Below are 17,229 nucleotides of genomic sequence, written 5' to 3' on the forward strand. Positions count from 1 at the left end.
CCATCCAGACGGATCGGACGCTAGCGTGCATGACATGATTCGTGTATTCCTCCTCGACGATCACGAGGTCGTGCGGCGCGGTGTGGCGGCCCTGCTCGAGGCCGAGGACGACATCGAGGTCATCGGCGAGGCGGGAACGGCCGAGTCCGCGATCGCCCGCATCCCGGCGCTCAAGCCGGATGTCGCCGTCCTCGACGTACGACTGCCCGACGGCAGCGGCGTCGACGTCTGCCGGGAGGTGCGCTCGCGGATGCCCGAGCTGGCCTGCCTCATGTTGACGTCCTTCGCCGACGACGAGGCGCTGTTCGACGCCGTGATGGCCGGGGCCTCCGGGTACGTGCTCAAGCAGATCCACGGCTCCGACCTGGTCGGCGCGGTGCGGACGGTGGCCTCGGGGCAGTCGCTGCTCGACCCGCAGACGACGGCGAGCATGCTGCAGCGCCTGCGCGAGCAGGCCGACAAGCGTGACCCGCTGGCGGCGCTGTCGGAGCAGGAACGGCACATCCTGGAGCTGATCGGCGAGGGGCTGACCAACCGGCAGATCGGCGAGCGGCTCTACCTGGCCGAGAAGACCGTCAAGAACTACGTGTCCAACCTGCTGAGCAAGCTCAACATGCAGCGCCGCACGCAGGCGGCGGCCCTGGCCGCACGGCTCAAGGTCGACCGCGGCGAGTGACGGGGGCCCGGGGCGCCCGGCGTCGCCGCCGGTCAGTGGAGCGGCGGCACCACGAGGTCGTTCTTGGCGAACGTGATCTCGGTCGTCACGCCGATCACGCCCTCGACCGCGCGTACCGCCTCGACGAGGTGGGCGATCTGCGAGCGCCTGTGCACCCTGCCCCGGATGGTGACCATGCCGCACTCGATGAGGACGTCCAGGCACTCCGGGTCGGCCTGGTGCCCGATCACCTCGGCGATGTCGGCGCGGATGTCCTCCACCGGGCGGTTGAAGATCCGGAGCAGATCGGACTGGTGGACGGTCCCGACGATGCGCCCGGTGACCGGGTCGATCACGGGGAGCTGCTTGATCCGCTTCTCGTGCATCAGTCGCGCGGCGACCCGTACGGGGGTTCCGGGGGTCACGGTCACCGGCGGCGTGCTCATGATCTCGGCGGCGGTGACGCCGAGCGCCTTGCGGTGCTCGCGCCGCCGCCTGCCCGGGTCCAGGAGCGCGCCGGGTCCTCCGGGCGCGCCGGTCTCGCGGAGCAGCAGGTCGTCCTCCGAGACGACGCCGACGGGCCGGCGCTCGGCGTCGATCACCGCAACCGCGCCCACCCTGTACCTCTCCATCGCGGCGGCGATGTCGGCGAAGCCCGCGTCCTCCTGGACCGCGATGGCCACACGTCCCATGACGTCTCTGACCGTGACGGACATGGCGTCCTCCCTCGCTGCCGCTCCCTCGCTCCCGACCAGGGTCCGCCCGGGGCGGAGCCCCCGGGCAGCGGCGTACGTCCTCCGCACGCGGGGCTTAGGTCCCAGAATGCCCCGCTCAGGGCGGTATAAGCGGCCGGGGCAGGGGTATCGCGACGACGGCGGCGGGTACGGCGTACCGTCGCTTCTGAAGGTGTCATGACCCCCGACAAAGGAAGGGGAGCCGATGTCCCGCCGAACGGTCTCGCCCGGTGATCTTGGCCGCCGCATCGCCCACCACCGCAAGCGCCTGGGCCTCAGCCGTGAGGAGCTGGCGGAGCGCGCGGGCATGGCTCCCGGTTTCGTGGAGTACGTCGAGGAGGCCGCCGCCTCGATCACCGAGGAGGCGCTGCTGCGGCTCGCGGCGGCGCTGGAGACCACCACGGACGATCTGCTCGGCGCCGACATGGACCGGCCGCCCGGCCAGGGACCGGCCACGGCGCACCCGGTCCTGCACGCGCTCGATCCCGAGGAGTGCATGCGCCTGATCGAGCCGGGCGGCGTGGGCAGGGTCGCCTTCAGCGGGCCCTGCGGGCCGACGGTCCTCCCGGTGAATTTCAAGGTCTACAAGGGCGCGATCGTCTTCCGCACCCAGTACGGCGGACCGATGGAGGAAGCGGTGCGCACCGGACTGGAAGGCGTCGAGCTGACGATCGGCTTCGAGGTCGACCACATCGACGAGGTCAACCGCGAGGGGTGGAGCGTCCTCGTCCAGGGGCCCGCGCACCGCGTCTCGGCGGACGAGCTGGAGGAGGCGGCCGGCACCGGGGTGGAGCCCTGGGCCGGGGGCGCGCGCGAGACGTACATCCGGATCGCGCCGCACACCATCAGCGGCCGCCGGATCAGCAGCTTTTGACCGTAAATTCTCCACAAAAGTTACAAATAGCGACATGCCAAGCCAAAAGCCCCTTCCGTTCGCGATGGGCCGAGGGGACGCTGAGATCGGGAGGTGTGTTCACTATGGAGCGCAAGGAGTGGAACGTCGAGATCTTCATCGACGAGGACGAAACCGACCAGGTGACCACAGCCCGGGCCGTGCTACACGCGGGCGACGGCACCCGGCACGAGAGCGTGGCACACGCCCGGCGCAACCCGCATGACCGGCCGGTGCCGCAGATCGGGGACGAGCTGGCGGCAGGGCGCGCCCTGTCCGACCTGGCCGCCAAACTGATCGAGGACGGCGCCGAGGACGTGGCCCAGTTCGCCGCGGCCGCCCGGTCCAGCTGAGCCTTCTCGGGTCGCCCACGGAATCCGAGGCGGGGGCGGGGGCGGCGAACAGCCGGCCCGCCCCCGCCCGCGTCTCACCGCTCCCGGGGCGGCGGGATCACGGCCACCGGGCAGTCGGCGTGCTGGAGGAGGGCGTTGCTGACGGAGCCGAGCACCAGCCCGGCCAGGTCGCCGCGCCCGCGGGACCCGACGACGAGCAGCCCCGCCCCGGCCGACGCCTCCTTCAGCACCTCGACCGGGTGCCCGTTGACGACGTGCTCGGTGACCTTCACCTCGGGGTGGCGGCGCGCCGGGCCCGCCAACGCCTCGGACAGCATGGCGCGCAGGCCGTCCTCCTCCTGCGCGGACGCGGCGGCCTCGAAGCCGCCGGCGACCAGCCCCCGCCAGGCGTGGACGGCGTGCAGTTCCGCGTCATGGAGGGCGGCCTCGGCGAACGCGAACTCGACGGCGCCGGCGTTCGACAGCGCCCCGTCCACGCCCACCACGATCCTGCGGCGGCCCTCCGCCGGGAGCGCGCGGACCACGACGACAGGGGACGGCGCCCTTCCGGCCACACCGAGCGCCACGGAGCCGAGCAGAAGCCCGCGGAAGCCGCCGAGCCCGTGGTTGCCGACCACGAGCAGTTCCGCCTCCTCCGCCGCCTTGATCAACGCGGTCCGGGCATCCCCCGGCAGCAGGGCGGACTCGACGGCCACATCTCCTTCCTGCTCCCCGATCCGGTCCAACGCCTCGGCGACAACGGTGTCGGCTCCTTCCCGCATCCACCTCGCCACGTCCGTGTACGGACCGTGGGGAGGCATCTCGGACGCCCACTTCGGCATCGCGTGGACCACGCGCAAGGGAGTACCGCGCAACGCCGCTTCACGAGCCGCCCAGGCGGCGGCCTCCAGCCCCGCCCCGGAACCGTCGACACCAACGATGATCATCTTTTCTCTCCTTCATCGCGAAACCCCACAGGTCCCTGTGTACCCGGCCGGGCCCGGAGGTGCGGTTTCCCGTCTTTCGTGGTCGCCGTACGCGGGAATGAATAGAGGGACATTCGCCGCGAAAGGGCCGTGATGGACATCATCCAGATGATCGAGCAAGCACAGGACAAACCCGTGGTCAAACGCGTGTTCGGCGAACCGATCGTCCAGGACGGCATCACGGTCATCCCGGTCGCCCGGGTCGCCGGAGGCGGAGACGGCCACGGCGATCGGGGCCGAGAGGATTGACCGGCATGGACGCCGGCATGGACGCCTGGGTGGTCGCCCGTCCGGGCCCGATCGCCACACGTCCCCTCGAACGGGCACGGCTCCCGGTCCCCACCCCCGGACCCGGCGAGCTGCTCGTACGCGTCGAGGCCTGCGCCGTCTGCCGTACGGACCTGCATCTGGCGGAGGGTGACCTGCCTCCACGGCGGCCGCGGACCGTCCCCGGCCACGAGGTCGTCGGCAGGGTGACCGCGCACGGCCCCGGAGCGGAGAGCCCGCCGCTCGGCGCCAGGGTGGGCGTGGCCTGGCTGCGCTCGACGTGCGGACGCTGCCGCTACTGCCTGCGCGGAGCGGAGAACCTCTGCCCGGAGTCCACCTACACCGGCTGGGACGCCGACGGCGGCTACGCCGAGTACGTCACCGTGCCGGCGGACTTCGCGTACCTCCTGCCGGACGATCACGCCGCCGAGACGCTCGCGCCGCTGCTGTGCGCGGGGATCATCGGCTATCGGGCCCTGCTCCGCGCCGACCTGCCGCCCGGGGGCCGGCTCGGGATCTACGGCTTCGGCGCCTCGGCCCACCTGACGGCGCAGGTCGCCATCGCCCAGGGCGCCGCCGTACACGTGATGACGCGATCGCAGCAGGCGCGGGAACTGGCCCTGGAGCTGGGCGCGCGGTCGGCGGGCGGGGCATGGGACCCACCGCCCGAGCCGCTGGACGCGGCCATCCTGTTCGCGCCGGTGGGCGACCTCGTGCCGCCCGCCCTCGCGGCCCTGGACCGCGGCGGGACGCTCGCCGTGGCGGGGATCCACCTGACCGACATCCCGGTGCTCAACTACGAACGCCACCTGTTCCAGGAGCGGACCCTGCGCAGCGTCACGGCCAACACCCGCGCGGACGGGCGGGCGTTCCTCGAACTCGCCGCGCTGCACCCTCCCCGGGTCGCGACCACGCCCTACCCCTTCGCGGCCGCCGACCGGGCCCTGGCCGACCTCGCCGCCGACCGCGTCGAGGGCGCGGCCGTGCTCCTGCCGTAGAGGAGGGAACCCGCGTGCCGCCGCCCCTCCGCTCCGAGGCCCGTCCGGGGGCGGGCATGGGTCTACGTCCGAAGGGCCCTCCGTTTCGGGACTTCCGGCCTCTGCCCGGCGTCGCCCGGCGCCACTTGGATGGTGCCCGGGCATTCCCATCGTTTCCCGGCCGTGTTTGGAGGCACGTGATGCGCGTCAAAGTGAGGGACGTCATGGCCCCGCATGTGGTGTCCGTCGACGGAGGCACGTCTTTCAAGGACGTCGCGGAAGTGCTCATCGCGCACAGTGTGAGCGCCGTGCCGGTGGTGGACGACGAGGGCCACGTGATCGGGGTCATCTCCGAGGCCGACCTGTTGCGCAAGGAGCAGTTCAAGGAGCAGTACTACGGGGAGGGCTACCAGCCGCCGCTGCGCGCCCGCCTGCGGCACCGCCTCACCGAGAAGAACCACAGCATCAGGGACACCGCCCACGGCGAGACCGCCGCCGAGCTGATGACGTCCCCGGCGGTGACCGTCCCGCCCGGCGCCTCCGTCGTCACGGCGATCCGGTTGATGGACCAGCACGGGGTGAAGAGGCTGCCCGTCGTGGACGCCGACGGCGTCCTCATCGGCATCGTCAGCCGCCAGGACATGCTCCGGGTGTTCGTACGCACCGACGCCGACCTCGCCGAGGAGGTGCGCGATGACGTCGTCGGGCACTCGCTGTGGGCGGAGAGCTCGCGGATGGAGGTGGACGTGTGTCAGGGGGTCGTCACGCTGACCGGGTGGACGACCCGGCGCAGCGACGCCGCGATCGTGGTCGCCATGGCCCGCCGGGTCCACGGCGTGATCGACGTCGTCGACAAGTTGGCGTGGGAAGTGGACGACACCTCGCGGTGGAGCCGCGGCTGACCGCGACTCCCCGGCGCGACTCCCCGGCGTGTACGCGGCTCACGGCCGAGGCGCGTGGAAGGCGCCGTTCCCGTGACATGCGGCCGCTCCCGTGACATGGGAAAGGGCGGGAGCCCGCCCGCCCCCGCCCCGTCCGTCTCGGAATCAGGTCGCCTCCCCGATCTGCGGGCGTTCCTCGCCCGCCGTCCGCTGGATCGGGATCCGCCGCCCCTCGGCCTTCTTCTCCGTCTCCAGGCCGACGCTCACCTCGAGGACGCCGTCCTTGTACGTGGCCTGGACGTCGTCCTCCCGCACATCCGGCGGGAGCGTGATGGAGCGGTAGAGCGACCCGTAGTGGAACTCGGTGCGGCGGCGCTCCCTCATCTCCTCACTCTTCTCCGCGCGTATCTCGAGCACCCCGTTCGTCAGGGTGATGTCGACGTCCCTCGACGGGTCGATGCCCGGAAGCTCGGCCCGTACGATGTACCGGTCGCCTTCCACGTAGTCCTCGATTCGGATCAGCTCGGCGGACGAGCGCAGCCCCATCAGCGGCGATTCCAGCCATTCCAGCAGGTCCGGGAAAGGCCATCCGGACTCCCTGCGTGCGATGGCACCCATCTCCGACTCCCTTCACAGCGAGCCTTCCCCTCCATGACATCACCATGAGTAAGGGGTGGTGTCAGGGTCTGAGGTCCCGGACCGCGAGGACCATCGCCGCGACTCTCCCCTTGATCCGCCCCCGGGCCTGCCGGAAGCGCCTCGGCCCGCGCCGGACGCGTCCGTACCCGGCGTGAGCCGGGGCACGGCGCCGGGCGGGTACGGACGAAGGTCCCTCCAGAGCCGGGTCGATCAGCACTGTGCCGGGCCTCGGCCGGTTCCCTACGGTCGGGTACGTGTGGAGGTATGGGATGAATACGCCGATATCAGCGAGACTGGCCCGGTTCCTCGGCCTGGATCACAATCCCCTGCGCCGCGCGGCCGATCATGTGGAATCGACGATCCTCATCACGCTGCTCATCCTCTTCACCGCGATCATTCCTGCGGGGACGTACCTCGCCGCCCGCACGGCGTACGTGACCGCGCAGACGGAGAACGCGGGCAAGCACCAGGTGACGGCGACGCTGTACGAGCAGCCCTCCCCCGCTCAGGGGTCGCGGCTGGGCGGCACGGCCGAGTTCCGGGCCGGCGCCCGCTGGCAGACGTCCGACAACAAGCTCCACGAAGCGGTGATCCCGGTCAGGGGCGCCGCCACCGTCGGCACGAAGGTGAACATCTGGGTCGACGCGCACAACGAGCCGTCCCGGGAGCCCGCCGGCGCTCTGGAGATCATCATGGCGACCGTGATCGTCGCCCTCGCGGCACTCTCCGGGCTCGTCGCGGTGCTGGCGATGTTCGTCGGCCTCCTCCGCCGCACCATGCGGCGCCTCAACCGGAAGGGCTGGGAGGAGGCCTGGACGAGCGTCGAGCCGCGCTGGGCCCGCCGCTACTGATCGCCTACGCCCGCCACGGCGTCGCCGTTCCCCGGCTCAACGGCTCGCCGCGGAACCGTTCACCGTCACGACGCTCTCCGGCGTGGTGATCGCCGGGAACGTCCCGGTGTCGATGATCCCGTGCTCGTTGTACGCGGCCTCCAGCAGCGCGTGGGCCTTGGGCTCCAGCTTCCACAGCGCGCGATATTCGCGGGCGGTCACCAGCGGGATGCCGATCTCGTGCGCGATGTCGGCGGCGCGGGGCACGAAGCGGCGTTCGATCTCCCTGTCCCAGTACTGGCGGGCCGCGCGCATCAGCGCGGCGCGCTGGGCCGTGTCGACCGGAGGGGCCGGCTCTACCGCCTCACGTCCCCCCTCCTCGTCGTCCTCGTCGTCGAGGAGCGGCGCGCCCGCGGCGAGGAGCACGGCGTGCACGGGACGTGCGGCCTGCTCCGCCTGCTTTTCCTCCTCTTCGGGCGCCCACGGGACGGGCGGGCTCAGGTCGATCAGGGCGGACGTGTTGTAGAGCGCCCCGATCTGGGACAGCAGCGCCTCCTGCCGCTCGGAGTCCACGGCCAGTCCCGTGTGCTCCACCGCCTGGTCCATCGCCCGGTCGAGCTTCCGGAGCGCGGCGCGCATCTTCCGGTCGGACGCTCCGGCCGCGCGCAGCGCGCGGGCCCGCTTGGCGGCCAGCGCCACGCGGGTGAGCCGGCGGTGCGCGTCCACCTCGCCGGCCGTGCGGTCGCCCGCCTCGGCGAGCCCGATGCGGACCATGACCCGCTCAGGGGTGACCCGCCAGTTGATGCGGGCCCGTCCGGTGATGCGGTGCCGTTCGATCGCCATGCCGCGCTCCCAGAGCCAGGCCGCGACGAGCGGGGCGGCCAGCCGGAACAGGGCCTCGGGCAGGCTGCGGGCGTCCATGCTGGACAGCACCGCCGACAGGGAGGTGAACACCCATACGGCGATTCCGTCGATGCCGGCCGAGTAGTTCTCCCGCATGTTCCGGCGGGCCCGTACGGCGCTGGTGATCACGGCGACTTCGATGAACGCGAAGAGCAGAAGACGAAGGGGGCCGTCGAAGCCCAGGACGTCGCCCGAGAAGCGCCACATGCCCTGGGCGGAAACGCCGGTGGCGATGGTCGCGGCGACGATCGTGAGGATGTCCTCCGGGGGACGCGGCGCGGCGAAACGCCGATAAAGGGTGATGATTGTCCGGCAAGCGGCCCGGAGCGCAAAATACCCCAAAATCAGAATAATCAGGGCGAATACGCAGATAACAGCGGTACCGACTGGATGATCCGCCATAAAGGCGGTGATTTTCTCCATGGGGGGCATCAGTCACTGTCCATCAGTCTGGAAGAACGCGAGGTATGCCCCGCGATCATTCCAGAATGTCGCCATCTTGTTAGGCGAAACGGAAGTTCACCCTGAGCCGGATTTACCCGCCTGCAGTTCGAACCGACGTCACGGATGCCCGCTTACACCAACCCGCGTCCTAATCGGAGTGGAACGATCCATATGCGAGGTTCGCTCCGGGGTGCGAGCATCGCCGGACGACCTGGAAGGTGGAATGACGTGAGTGAGATCGCGGTTCGGCCGAACGAGACGACGGTGCCGTTGATGCCGTGCGCGTCGGTGGAAGAGACCTTGGCCTTCTATGAGGCGCTGGGGTTCGAGGCGACCTACAAGCAGAGCAAGCCCTATGTCTATCTGGCGCTGCGATGGAGCGGATTCCACCTGCACTTCGGCCCGGCGCCCGAAGGGCTGGATCCGGCCCGGGAGCAGTCCGGAGGCTGCCTGGTCCTGGTCGACGCCGTGGCGCCGTATCACGCGGCGTTCGTCGCGGCGATGCGCCGGGTTCACGGCAAGGTGCTGAGTTCCGGCCTGCCGCGGATCACCCGCTACCGGCCAGGTGCGTCCCGGTTCACGCTGATCGATCCGTCCGGGAACTCGATCATGTTCATCCAGCGCGACGAGCCGGCCGAACTGGAGTATGGCGGCTCGAAGAAGCTGACCGGCCTGGCCAAGGCGCTCGACAACGCCCGGATTCTGCGCGAGTTCAAGAATGATGACCTGCAGGCTTTCCGCGCGCTCAAGTCGGCGGTGCGCAGGCACGGCGCGGACGCCCCGGTGGTCGAGCGGGCCATCGCCCTGTGCCACCTCATCGATCTGGCCACGGTCCTCGGCGAGCCCACCGATCCATGGGCCGCCGATTTGCGCGGTCTGGAGCTCACCTCCGGCGACAGGCAGCGCGTCGAGTCGGAACTCGGGCATCTCGCCGGGCTCCAGGAGTGGCTTCCCTAAAAAGGGCAGACGCCACTTCGCCACCGGCCACTCACCAGTGATGCGATGGCTGCGCCAGAAATATGCCAGGCGGGTTGCGCGAAAAGCCGCCACCCAAACCCACCTTCATGTTATTTGTCAGCGCGAAGGCCCCACTGGAAGAGCTTTCACCACAAGAAACCCGGTCGGCCGGAAAACTCCCGGCGGGCTGCCGTCGTGGGTCGCCGAGGCCGGACCCGGCGGTCGTCACCCCCGCCGGGCGCGGGCGAGATCCCGCGCCAAGTGCGACGGGCGCAACCCGGCGGCCACCAACCTGCGGAGATCGGCCTCGGTGTCGTGCATGAGCTGAACATGGAAGTAGTTGACGTATTCGAGCACCGCGAGGAGAGCGAACGCCACGCCGGGCCAGGAAGCGCGCCCGGGGCCAGCGGCCGCGGCGTACGCGGTGAACGCCACTCCGGCCACCAGGAGGGGCACATCGGCCACTCTCGCGATCAGAAAGCCGCGGACTCCCGGAAGAGGGCCCGGCCTTCGCAACTGGCGGAGCTTGGCGCTCCAGTACAGCGACCCCTGGACGAGGAGGAGCGCGGCCAGCACGAATCCCACGGCGTTCGCCGCCGTGACGGGCAGGCCGGCCACCCCGAACCAGACCCACGCCTGAAAGGGGATGTTGGCCGCTTCGAGCAGGGCCAGGTTCCGAAGCCTGGACCGGACCTTGCCCGGCACGCCGGGGGCGGTGGCCCGCGGCGGGGAGAACGTCATGAAGGCACCAGGAAGCGGAAGGACCGGTCCCCGCGAGGGACCGGTCCTTCTCCGCGCCTACGCCTGACCTGCACCATCACTGGGAGCATCGGTCTCGTCATCACGCATGGGCTCGTCGACCACGCCGAGGTCCTGGCGCAGCCTCTCGAGATCCATGTTGTGGTTGGCGTACTTGAGCTCGCGAGCGACCTTCGTCTGCTTCGCCTTGGCCCGACCCCGCCCCATTGATCGTCCTCCCGTCACACAGGCCGTGCTTCGCCCTATTCTCTATCATTTGAAGAATTATGCAATTTCCCACACCGTCTAGGTGTTGGGCATAGGTTTGTCCACGGCGTACGGCTCGCACCCGTGGGACCGGGCGGGTCCGCTGGGGGTCGCGACGCGGCGCACCGGCGGCCCCGAGGTCCCTCGGCGGGTGCGCCGCGCCTTCCGTACGACGTGCGGGGCCCGATCACCCGGGCCGGGTATGCTCCGCCTCTCGCAACTCCGCCAGCAGCTCGCCCTGTCCGGCGATCATGTCAGTCAGGATGCGTCTCGCCGCTCGCAGCAGATCGGCCACGTCGTTGCTGCTCAGCGCGTATACGACGGTGGATCCCTCGCGCGTCGAGGTCACGATACCCGCCCGCCGCAGCACGGCGAGCTGCTGCGAAAGGTTGGACGCCTCCACCTCGATCCCGGCGAGCAGATCGCGCACCGGGAGGGGCCCGTGCTGGAGAAGTTCCAGGACCCGGACCCGTACGGGATGGCCGAGCGTGCGGAAGAAGTCCGCCTTCGCCTGGTAGAGGGGAACGGGCATCAGCACCTCCCCCTGCGGCCATCCGCCCCCGGCGGAGGAGCTGCTCGTCGAGGTGCGCGCGGCCCGGCGACGTCACACATGCACGTCTCCGTTCCTTGGTGCGGAACCGGCTGACAACGAGAATTCGTCACACGCCATGATAGCCAATTGAAAACTTCTTCAAGTCCATGACGCGCCCGCGTCCGCGCCGGGGACGGCCGCTTCAACGGAAGGAGCGCCGGTAGGCGGCGGGCGTGGTGTTCAGCGCGTTGTGGAAGCGGCGGCGCAGGTTCACCGCCGAGGACAGGCCGACGCGCTGGGCGATGGTCTCGACGGACAGGTCGGTCTCCTCCAGGAGGGCGCGGGCACCGGCTATGCGACGGTCGAGCAGCCAGCGGCCGGGGGAGATGCCGAGCTGGCTGGTGAAGTGACGGCTGAAGGTACGACAGGACAGGCCGGAACGGGCCGCCATGTCCTCGATCGTCAGCGGCCGGTCCAGGTTGGCGGTGATCCAGTCCAGCAGCGGGGCGAGCGAATCGGGCACCGGGCCGGTGGTCGGCAGTTCGGGGTACTGGCGCTGGCAGCCCTCCCGGTGCGGGGCGGCCGACAACTGGCGGCCGATGCGCATCGCCAGGGCGGCGCCGTACTCGCGCCGGACCTGGTTCAGACAGAGGTCGATGGTCGTGGCGGTGGCACCGGCCGTCGCCACGTCGCCGTGATCCACGTAGAGCACGGACGCGTCGGGCCGGACGCGGGGGAAGCGTGCGGCGATCTCGGCGGCCTGTTCCCAGTGGGTGGCGGCGGCGCGGCCGTCCAGGAGGCCGAGGCTCGCCGGGATGTAGATCCCCGAGCAGATGGCCATGATCCGCATACCGCGGGCGTGGGCCGCGAGGATCGCGGCGCCGAGATCGGAGGAGACCTCCACCGTTGAGCACCAGCCCGCGATGAGAAGAGTGTCGGCCTCGGCGAGTGCCTCCAGCCCGCGCTCGACGATGATGTCGACGCCCATGGTCGTCCGGACCGGCCCCGGGCGTTCGGCGCAGAGGGTGAAGTCGTAATGCTCGGGGATGTCCGGGCCGTGGTAGCCGAAGACCGCGGAGGCGCTGGTCACCGGATACAGCTCCTGGAGCGGGCTGAGCAGGGCGACCACGCGGCGCTTCATGAGCATGGCATAAATGTACCTAATGATGTCATTGTGGACACCTGTGCCGGGCCTGTGGGATGTCCACAGTAGGTGGTCATGGAGTTCAGGAAATGACCGCGCTTTACGACTGCGAACAGTCCCTCGCCGCCCCGGCCAGGCTCTGGACCAGGGACTTCGTCTTATATTTCGGCGCCAGAGCGGTGTCGTTGCTCGGTGACGCGATGATGCCCGTCGCGGCCGTGCTGGCCGTCGGAGCGATATACGGGGTGTCCGGCGTCGGCTACGTGCTGGCCATCTGTACCGCCCCGTTTGTGCTTTTCATCCCGTTCGGCGGAGTGTTCGCCGACCGGTTGGGCGCCCGGACCATGATGGTCAGCGCGGACATCATCCGGATCTTCACCCAGACCGCGGTGGCCGTCGCCTTCTTCACCGGCACCCCGCCGCTCTGGCTGCTGCTGTCCGCCTCGTTCCTGTCCGGTACGGCAAGCGCGATGTTCCAGCCCGGCGTCAACGGCATGGTCCCCCTTGTCGCCAAGGACCCGCAGCGCGCCAACGGCACCTTGAAGATCGCCGATGCGGCCACCCAGCTCGGCGGGCCCGTCCTCGCGGGCCTGCTGATGACGCTGACCGGCGCGGGCGCCGTCTACACGGTCGATGCGGGAACCTTCCTGCTCAGCGGCCTGTGCCTGGCCTTCATCCGGCTGGCTCCGGCCGCCGGGGCCAAGGAGCGCTCGACGGTCATGGTGGACCTGCGCCGCGGCTGGCTGGAGTTCCGCTCCCGCAACTGGATGTGGTCGGTGATCCTCATCTGGGTGTTCTTCGGCATCCTGGTCTTCGGCCCCTACATCCCGTTGGCCTCGCGCCTGATCGGCGACCGCCTCGGCGACGCCGCCTACGGCTGGGTGATGGCCGGCCTCGGCTCCGGCACCGTTCTCGGCGGGCTGATCGCGATCAGGCTCCGCCCGTCACGACCGCTCGCCGCCGGTGGCGCGGCCATCTTCGGGTTCGGGTTCATCCCGCTGACGGTGGCGCTGGAACTGCCGCTGCCGCTGCTGATGGCGGGCCACCTGCTGGGCGGGATGTCCCTGGCGTTCTGGTCGGTGATGTGGTCGACGAGCGTCCAGACCCAGGTCGCCCCCGACGTCCTCAACCGGGTCACCGCCTACGAGATCGCCGGATCGGTGTCCGGAATGGCCGTCGGGCAGGCACTGGTGGGACCGGTCTCGGAGATCGTCAGCCCTCGGGGCCTGCTGTTCGTCTCCTCCTGCGTCAGCTTCGCGGTCTGCGCGGCCCTGCTGCTGACGTCTCCGGTCCGCCGCCTCCGCCGGGCCTGATCCCCGGCCACCGGGCGAACGGGTGGACGCGCAGGCACCGGGGCCATAGCTCCCCCGGCGCTCCCCCGTCGTGCCGGACGACAACCAGTCGTCCGGCACGCCGGGGACGCGCAACCCGGCTTCGGCGCTAGTCCTTGATCTCGCAGATCGTGGACCCGGCGGTGACACCCGCCCCGACCTGGGCGGAGAGCCCGGTCACGGTGCCCGCCTTGTGCGCGGTCAGCGGCTGCTCCATCTTCATCGCCTCAAGCACCACGATCACGTCGCCCTCGGTGACGACGGCGCCGTCCTCGACCGCGACCTTGACGATCGTGCCCTGCATGGGCGAGGTCAGCGCGTCGCCGCTCGCCGCGGCGCCGCCGGCCTTGCGGGAGCCGCCGGCGCGCTTCGGCCGGCCGCCGTTCGGCCGGGCCGACGCGGCCGCCCCGGTCGCTCCGAGCCCGGCGGGCAGGACGACCTCCAGGCGCTTGCCGCCGACCTCAACCGTGATGCGCTCGACGGCGCCGGGCTCGGCGGTCGCCGTGTCCCCGGCGTACGGGGCGATCGTGTTGTCGAACTCGGTCTCGATCCAGCGGGTGTGGACGCCGAACCTCTTGCCGTTGCCGATGAACGCGGGATCGTCGACCACCACGCGGTGGAAGGGCAGCACGGTCGGCATGCCCTCGACGACGAACTCGGCCAGCGCGCGGCGTGAGCGCTCCAGCGCCTGGGTGCGGTCGCGGCCGGTGACGATGAGCTTCGCGACCAGCGAGTCGAAGGAGCCGGGGACCGTCTCGCCCTGGTCGTACCCGGCGTCGAGCCGCACTCCGGGGCCGGAGGGGGCCTGCCAGCGGGTGATCGTGCCGGGCGCAGGCAGGAAGCCGCGGCCCGCGTCCTCGGCGTTGATCCGGAACTCGATCGAGTGCCCGCGGACCTTGGGGTCCTTGTAGCCGATCTCCTCGCCGCAGGCGATCCGGAACATCTCCCGGACCAGGTCGATGCCGGTGACCTCCTCGCTGACCGGGTGCTCGACCTGGAGCCGCGTGTTGACCTCCAGGAAGGAGATCGTGCCGTCCTGGCCGACGAGGAACTCGCAGGTCCCGGCGCCGACGTAGCCGGCCTCGCGGAGGATCGCCTTGGACGACTCGTACAGCGTGGCGATCTGCTTGCGCGAGAGGAAGGGGGCCGGGGCCTCCTCGACGAGCTTCTGGTGGCGGCGCTGCAACGAGCAGTCGCGGGTGCTGACCACGACGACGTTGCCGTGCCGGTCGGCCAGGCACTGGGTCTCAACGTGGCGGGGACGGTCCAGGTACCGCTCGACGAAGCACTCGCCGCGCCCGAACGCGGTGACGGCCTCGCGGACGGCCGACTCGTAGAGCTCGGGGATCTCCTCCAGGGTGCGGGCGACCTTCAGCCCGCGCCCGCCCCCGCCGTACGCGGCCTTGATGGCGATGGGCAGGCCGTGCTCGCGGGCGAACGCGACGACCTCGTCGGCGCCGGACACGGGGTCGCTGGTGCCGGCGACCAGTGGCGCGCCCACCTTCTGCGCGATGTGCCGGGCCTGCACCTTGTCGCCGAGGGCGTCGATCGCGGAGGGCGGGGGGCCGATCCAGACGAGGCCGGCGTCGATGACGGCCTGGGCGAAGGCGGAGTTCTCGGCGAGGAAGCCGTACCCGGGGTGGACGCCGTCGGCGCCGGTACGGCGGGCCACGTCGAGGATCTTCTCGATGTCGAGGTAGGTCTCCGCCGGACTGGCCCCGCCGAGCGCGTACGCCTCGTCCGCCATCCGCACGAACAGGGCGTCGCGGTCCTGGTCGGCGTAGACCGCCACGCTGCCGATTCCGGCGTCCTTGCAGGCGCGGACGACGCGCACGGCGATCTCACCGCGGTTGGCGACGAGCACCTTGCGCAGGACGGGAGAGTTGCTCACTGAAGTCCTCCAAGCTTCCAGCTCGAATCGCGCCAGGCTCCGGGACCGGCGGCGAGGGGCCGGCGCATCATGTGGTGACGGGCGGCCCAGCGACGTGGCGGGGCGGGCACGGGCGCCGGAGCGGTCGCCGCGCGCGCGGCGACCGCCATGACCAACGCGGCGAGCTCCTCCGGGGATGGCTCGCCCTTGACGACGCGCAGCTCGCTCACAGCGGGATGTTCCCGTGCTTCTTGGGCGGCAGCCCCTCCCGCTTGCCGCGCAGCAGCCGCAGCGAGCGGACGATCTCCCTCCGGGTCTCGCGAGGGGCGATCACCGCGTCGACGTAGCCACGCTCGGCCGCCTGGTAGGGGTTGGCCAGGGTGTCCTCGTACTCCGTGACAAGTTTGGCACGGAGCTCCTCGGGGTCGTCGGCCGCGGCGAGTTCCTTGCGGTAGAGGATGTTGACCGCGCCCTGGGCGCCCATCACGGCGATCTGCGCGGTCGGCCAGGCGAGGTTGAGGTCGGCGCCGAGGTGCTTGGACCCCATCACGTCGTAGGCGCCGCCGTACGCCTTGCGGGTGATCACGGTGATCAGCGGGACGGTGGCCTCGGCGTACGCGTAGAGGAGCTTGGCGCCGCGGCGGATGATGCCGTTCCACTCCTGGTCGGTGCCGGGCAGGAAGCCGGGGACGTCGACGAGCGTGAGCACGGGGATGTTGAACGCGTCGCAGGTGCGCACGAAGCGCGCGGCCTTCTCCGAGGCGTTGATGTCGAGGGTGCCGGCGAACTGCATGGGCTGGTTGGCGACCACGCCGACCGGCCGGCCCTCCACCCGCCCGAAGCCGATGATGATGTTGGGCGCGAACAGCGCCTGCACCTCGAGGAAGTCGCCGTCGTCGAGGAGGGACTCGATGACGTTCCGCATGTCGTACGGCTGGTTCGCCGAGTCGGGCACCAGCGTGTCGAGCGCGAGGTCGACGTCGTTGACCTCGAGGTCGGCCTCCTCGTCGAAGACCGGGGGCTCGTCGAGGTTGTTCTGGGGCAGGTAGGACAGCAGCGCCTTCACGTACTCGAGCGCGTCGTCCTCGTCGTGGGCGAGGTAGTGGGCGTTGCCGCTCTTGGTGTTGTGGGTGAGGCCGCCGCCGAGCTCCTCGAAGGTGACGTCCTCGCCGGTGACGGTCTTGATGACCTCGGGGCCGGTGACGAACATGTGCGAGGTCTGGTCGACCATGACGGTGAAGTCGGTCAGCGCGGGCGAGTACACGTGGCCGCCCGCGCAGGCGCCCATGATCAGGGAGATCTGGGGGATCACGCCGGAGGCGTGCACGTTGCGCCGGAAGATCTCTCCGTACAGGCCGAGGGAGACGACGCCCTCCTGGATGCGCGCCCCCGCGCCCTCGTTGATGCCGATGATCGGGGATCCGGTCTTCACCGCGAGGTCCATGACCTTGCAGATCTTCTCGCCATACACCTCGCCGAGGCTGCCGCCGAGGAAGGTGAAGTCCTGGGCGAAGACGCAGACATTCCTGCCGTCGATCGTGCCGTATCCGGTGATGACGCCGTCGCCGGGGACGCGGTTGCGCTCCAGCCCGAAGGCGGTGCTGCGGTGTTTGGCGAGCGCGTCCAGTTCGACGAACGAGCCCTCGTCGAGCAGTCGCTCGATCCGTTCCCTGGCGCTCAGCTTCCCCTCGGCGCGCCGCTTCTCGGCCGCTCGACCGGTGGATCCGACCTGCACGGCCTCGTCGCGTCGGTCTTCGAGATGGGCGAGTTTGCCCGCCGTACTGTGCAGATCCATTGATCACCACACCTCTTGAGACTGAGTTTCAATCGTACGATACTGAGTCTCACAG

General features: G+C 70.4%; 20 protein-coding genes. 9 read left to right on the forward strand and 11 right to left on the reverse strand.

Features of this window, described 5'->3' with window-relative positions; all coding sequences use genetic code 11:
- Positions 1-34 precede the first annotated feature (34 nt).
- Positions 35-676 carry a response regulator gene (locus AWQ71_RS16695; RefSeq protein WP_067134072.1) on the forward strand — a complete coding sequence of 214 codons (642 nt, stop codon included), beginning with the start codon at positions 35-37 and terminating at the stop codon, positions 674-676.
- Between the two features lie 32 nt (positions 677-708).
- Here the strand turns inward: AWQ71_RS16695 and AWQ71_RS16700 are convergent, their stop codons facing one another.
- Positions 709-1,371 (reverse strand): CBS domain-containing protein, encoded by a 663-nt coding sequence (locus tag AWQ71_RS16700; protein WP_067134075.1) that lies wholly within the window; start codon positions 1,369-1,371, stop codon positions 709-711.
- 223 nt (positions 1,372-1,594) lie between these two features.
- On the opposite strand from AWQ71_RS16700, the gene AWQ71_RS16705 reads away from it, so the two are divergent.
- Both AWQ71_RS16705 and AWQ71_RS16710 read left to right on the forward strand, forming a co-directional pair.
- The gene (locus AWQ71_RS16705; RefSeq protein WP_067134079.1) at positions 1,595-2,263 is read left to right on the forward strand and encodes a helix-turn-helix domain-containing protein; all 669 of its coding nucleotides are present in this window, start codon (positions 1,595-1,597) and stop codon (positions 2,261-2,263) included.
- 104 nt (positions 2,264-2,367) lie between these two features.
- The gene (locus tag AWQ71_RS16710) at positions 2,368-2,634 is read left to right on the forward strand and encodes a DUF1876 domain-containing protein (protein ID WP_067134083.1); all 267 of its coding nucleotides are present in this window, start codon (positions 2,368-2,370) and stop codon (positions 2,632-2,634) included.
- Between the two features lie 74 nt (positions 2,635-2,708).
- Here the strand turns inward: AWQ71_RS16710 and AWQ71_RS16715 are convergent, their stop codons facing one another.
- Positions 2,709-3,560, reverse strand: coding sequence for a universal stress protein (locus AWQ71_RS16715; RefSeq protein ID WP_067134085.1), 852 nt, complete (start codon positions 3,558-3,560; stop codon positions 2,709-2,711).
- A 132-nt stretch (positions 3,561-3,692) separates the two neighbouring features.
- Here AWQ71_RS16715 and AWQ71_RS41670 point away from each other — a divergent pair, with 132 nt between their 5' ends.
- The 3 genes from AWQ71_RS41670 to AWQ71_RS16725 all read left to right on the forward strand — a co-directional run bounded on the left by AWQ71_RS41670 (position 3,693) and on the right by AWQ71_RS16725 (position 5,745).
- A complete protein-coding gene (locus AWQ71_RS41670; protein ID WP_157570392.1) occupies positions 3,693-3,848 on the forward strand; it encodes a hypothetical protein in 156 nt (51 codons plus the stop codon).
- Between the two features lie 17 nt (positions 3,849-3,865).
- A complete protein-coding gene (locus tag AWQ71_RS16720; RefSeq protein ID WP_067134412.1) occupies positions 3,866-4,864 on the forward strand; it encodes a zinc-binding alcohol dehydrogenase family protein in 999 nt (332 codons plus the stop codon).
- Between the two features lie 179 nt (positions 4,865-5,043).
- Positions 5,044-5,745, forward strand: coding sequence for a CBS domain-containing protein (locus AWQ71_RS16725; RefSeq protein ID WP_067134088.1), 702 nt, complete (start codon positions 5,044-5,046; stop codon positions 5,743-5,745).
- Positions 5,746-5,889: 144 nt separating this feature from the next.
- On the opposite strand, the gene AWQ71_RS16730 is transcribed toward AWQ71_RS16725, so the two are convergent.
- On the reverse strand, positions 5,890-6,342 hold the full coding sequence (locus AWQ71_RS16730; protein WP_067134091.1) for an Hsp20/alpha crystallin family protein: 453 nt from the start codon (positions 6,340-6,342) through the stop codon (positions 5,890-5,892).
- 290 nt (positions 6,343-6,632) lie between these two features.
- On the opposite strand from AWQ71_RS16730, the gene AWQ71_RS16735 reads away from it, so the two are divergent.
- Positions 6,633-7,214, forward strand: coding sequence for an Rv1733c family protein (locus AWQ71_RS16735; protein ID WP_157570393.1), 582 nt, complete (start codon positions 6,633-6,635; stop codon positions 7,212-7,214).
- 36 nt (positions 7,215-7,250) lie between these two features.
- Here AWQ71_RS16735 and AWQ71_RS16740 read toward each other — a convergent pair whose 3' ends face one another.
- Complete coding sequence (locus tag AWQ71_RS16740; protein ID WP_245658330.1) at positions 7,251-8,438, reverse strand: hypothetical protein; 1,188 nt, start codon at positions 8,436-8,438, stop codon at positions 7,251-7,253.
- Positions 8,439-8,768: 330 nt separating this feature from the next.
- Between AWQ71_RS16740 and AWQ71_RS16745 the strand changes: the two genes are divergently transcribed.
- On the forward strand, positions 8,769-9,497 hold the full coding sequence (locus AWQ71_RS16745) for a DUF8817 family protein (protein WP_067134101.1): 729 nt from the start codon (positions 8,769-8,771) through the stop codon (positions 9,495-9,497).
- A 225-nt stretch (positions 9,498-9,722) separates the two neighbouring features.
- On the opposite strand, the gene AWQ71_RS16750 is transcribed toward AWQ71_RS16745, so the two are convergent.
- The 4 genes from AWQ71_RS16750 to AWQ71_RS16760 all read right to left on the reverse strand — a co-directional run bounded on the left by AWQ71_RS16750 (position 9,723) and on the right by AWQ71_RS16760 (position 12,181).
- A complete protein-coding gene (locus AWQ71_RS16750; RefSeq protein ID WP_067134104.1) occupies positions 9,723-10,238 on the reverse strand; it encodes a hypothetical protein in 516 nt (171 codons plus the stop codon).
- 57 nt (positions 10,239-10,295) lie between these two features.
- Positions 10,296-10,463: a DUF3073 domain-containing protein gene (locus AWQ71_RS40255; RefSeq protein WP_084258959.1), complete on the reverse strand. Its 168-nt coding sequence runs from the start codon at positions 10,461-10,463 to the stop codon at positions 10,296-10,298.
- 226 nt (positions 10,464-10,689) lie between these two features.
- Entirely contained in the window at positions 10,690-11,034 is a 345-nt protein-coding gene (locus AWQ71_RS16755; RefSeq protein WP_067134414.1) for an ArsR/SmtB family transcription factor, read from the reverse strand.
- Positions 11,035-11,236: 202 nt separating this feature from the next.
- Positions 11,237-12,181 (reverse strand): GlxA family transcriptional regulator, encoded by a 945-nt coding sequence (locus AWQ71_RS16760; RefSeq protein ID WP_067134107.1) that lies wholly within the window; start codon positions 12,179-12,181, stop codon positions 11,237-11,239.
- A gap of 86 nt (positions 12,182-12,267) precedes the next feature.
- Between AWQ71_RS16760 and AWQ71_RS16765 the strand changes: the two genes are divergently transcribed.
- Positions 12,268-13,491 carry an MFS transporter gene (locus tag AWQ71_RS16765; protein WP_067134110.1) on the forward strand — a complete coding sequence of 408 codons (1,224 nt, stop codon included), beginning with the start codon at positions 12,268-12,270 and terminating at the stop codon, positions 13,489-13,491.
- A 127-nt stretch (positions 13,492-13,618) separates the two neighbouring features.
- Here the strand turns inward: AWQ71_RS16765 and AWQ71_RS16770 are convergent, their stop codons facing one another.
- Genes AWQ71_RS16770 through AWQ71_RS16780 form a run of 3 tightly spaced genes read right to left on the reverse strand, consistent with a single transcriptional unit; the run spans position 13,619 to position 17,174 of the window.
- Positions 13,619-15,382 (reverse strand): acetyl/propionyl/methylcrotonyl-CoA carboxylase subunit alpha, encoded by a 1,764-nt coding sequence (locus AWQ71_RS16770; protein ID WP_067134415.1) that lies wholly within the window; start codon positions 15,380-15,382, stop codon positions 13,619-13,621.
- A gap of 14 nt (positions 15,383-15,396) precedes the next feature.
- Entirely contained in the window at positions 15,397-15,609 is a 213-nt protein-coding gene (locus tag AWQ71_RS16775) for an acyl-CoA carboxylase subunit epsilon (RefSeq protein ID WP_067134113.1), read from the reverse strand.
- A complete protein-coding gene (locus AWQ71_RS16780) occupies positions 15,606-17,174 on the reverse strand; it encodes an acyl-CoA carboxylase subunit beta (RefSeq protein WP_067134115.1) in 1,569 nt (522 codons plus the stop codon). The genes AWQ71_RS16775 and AWQ71_RS16780 overlap by 4 nt, the downstream gene beginning before the upstream one ends.
- Positions 17,175-17,229: the final 55 nt, after the last annotated feature.

The sequence above is a fragment of the Microtetraspora malaysiensis genome (assembly GCF_001528665.1).
Taxonomy (GTDB): Bacteria; Actinomycetota; Actinomycetes; order Streptosporangiales; family Streptosporangiaceae; genus Microtetraspora_A; species Microtetraspora_A malaysiensis.

What these genes read in the sequence shown, in the direction of transcription:
- AWQ71_RS16725 (WP_067134088.1), top strand. Translation starts at nt 5,044, where the DNA reads ATGCGCGTCAAAGTGAGGGACGTCATGGCCCCGCATGTGGTGTCCGTC.
- AWQ71_RS16765 (WP_067134110.1), top strand. Translation starts at nt 12,268, where the DNA reads ATGACCGCGCTTTACGACTGCGAACAGTCCCTCGCCGCCCCGGCCAGG.
- AWQ71_RS16760 (WP_067134107.1), bottom strand. Translation starts at nt 12,181, where the DNA reads ATGCTCATGAAGCGCCGCGTGGTCGCCCTGCTCAGCCCGCTCCAGGAG.
- AWQ71_RS16730 (WP_067134091.1), bottom strand. Translation starts at nt 6,342, where the DNA reads ATGGGTGCCATCGCACGCAGGGAGTCCGGATGGCCTTTCCCGGACCTG.
- AWQ71_RS16715 (WP_067134085.1), bottom strand. Translation starts at nt 3,560, where the DNA reads ATGATCATCGTTGGTGTCGACGGTTCCGGGGCGGGGCTGGAGGCCGCC.
- AWQ71_RS16720 (WP_067134412.1), top strand. Translation starts at nt 3,866, where the DNA reads ATGGACGCCTGGGTGGTCGCCCGTCCGGGCCCGATCGCCACACGTCCC.
- AWQ71_RS41670 (WP_157570392.1), top strand. Translation starts at nt 3,693, where the DNA reads ATGGACATCATCCAGATGATCGAGCAAGCACAGGACAAACCCGTGGTC.
- AWQ71_RS16710 (WP_067134083.1), top strand. Translation starts at nt 2,368, where the DNA reads ATGGAGCGCAAGGAGTGGAACGTCGAGATCTTCATCGACGAGGACGAA.
- AWQ71_RS16750 (WP_067134104.1), bottom strand. Translation starts at nt 10,238, where the DNA reads ATGACGTTCTCCCCGCCGCGGGCCACCGCCCCCGGCGTGCCGGGCAAG.
- AWQ71_RS16780 (WP_067134115.1), bottom strand. Translation starts at nt 17,174, where the DNA reads ATGGATCTGCACAGTACGGCGGGCAAACTCGCCCATCTCGAAGACCGA.
- AWQ71_RS40255 (WP_084258959.1), bottom strand. Translation starts at nt 10,463, where the DNA reads ATGGGGCGGGGTCGGGCCAAGGCGAAGCAGACGAAGGTCGCTCGCGAG.
- AWQ71_RS16700 (WP_067134075.1), bottom strand. Translation starts at nt 1,371, where the DNA reads ATGTCCGTCACGGTCAGAGACGTCATGGGACGTGTGGCCATCGCGGTC.
- AWQ71_RS16755 (WP_067134414.1), bottom strand. Translation starts at nt 11,034, where the DNA reads ATGCCCGTTCCCCTCTACCAGGCGAAGGCGGACTTCTTCCGCACGCTC.
- AWQ71_RS16735 (WP_157570393.1), top strand. Translation starts at nt 6,633, where the DNA reads ATGAATACGCCGATATCAGCGAGACTGGCCCGGTTCCTCGGCCTGGAT.
- AWQ71_RS16695 (WP_067134072.1), top strand. Translation starts at nt 35, where the DNA reads ATGATTCGTGTATTCCTCCTCGACGATCACGAGGTCGTGCGGCGCGGT.
- AWQ71_RS16705 (WP_067134079.1), top strand. Translation starts at nt 1,595, where the DNA reads ATGTCCCGCCGAACGGTCTCGCCCGGTGATCTTGGCCGCCGCATCGCC.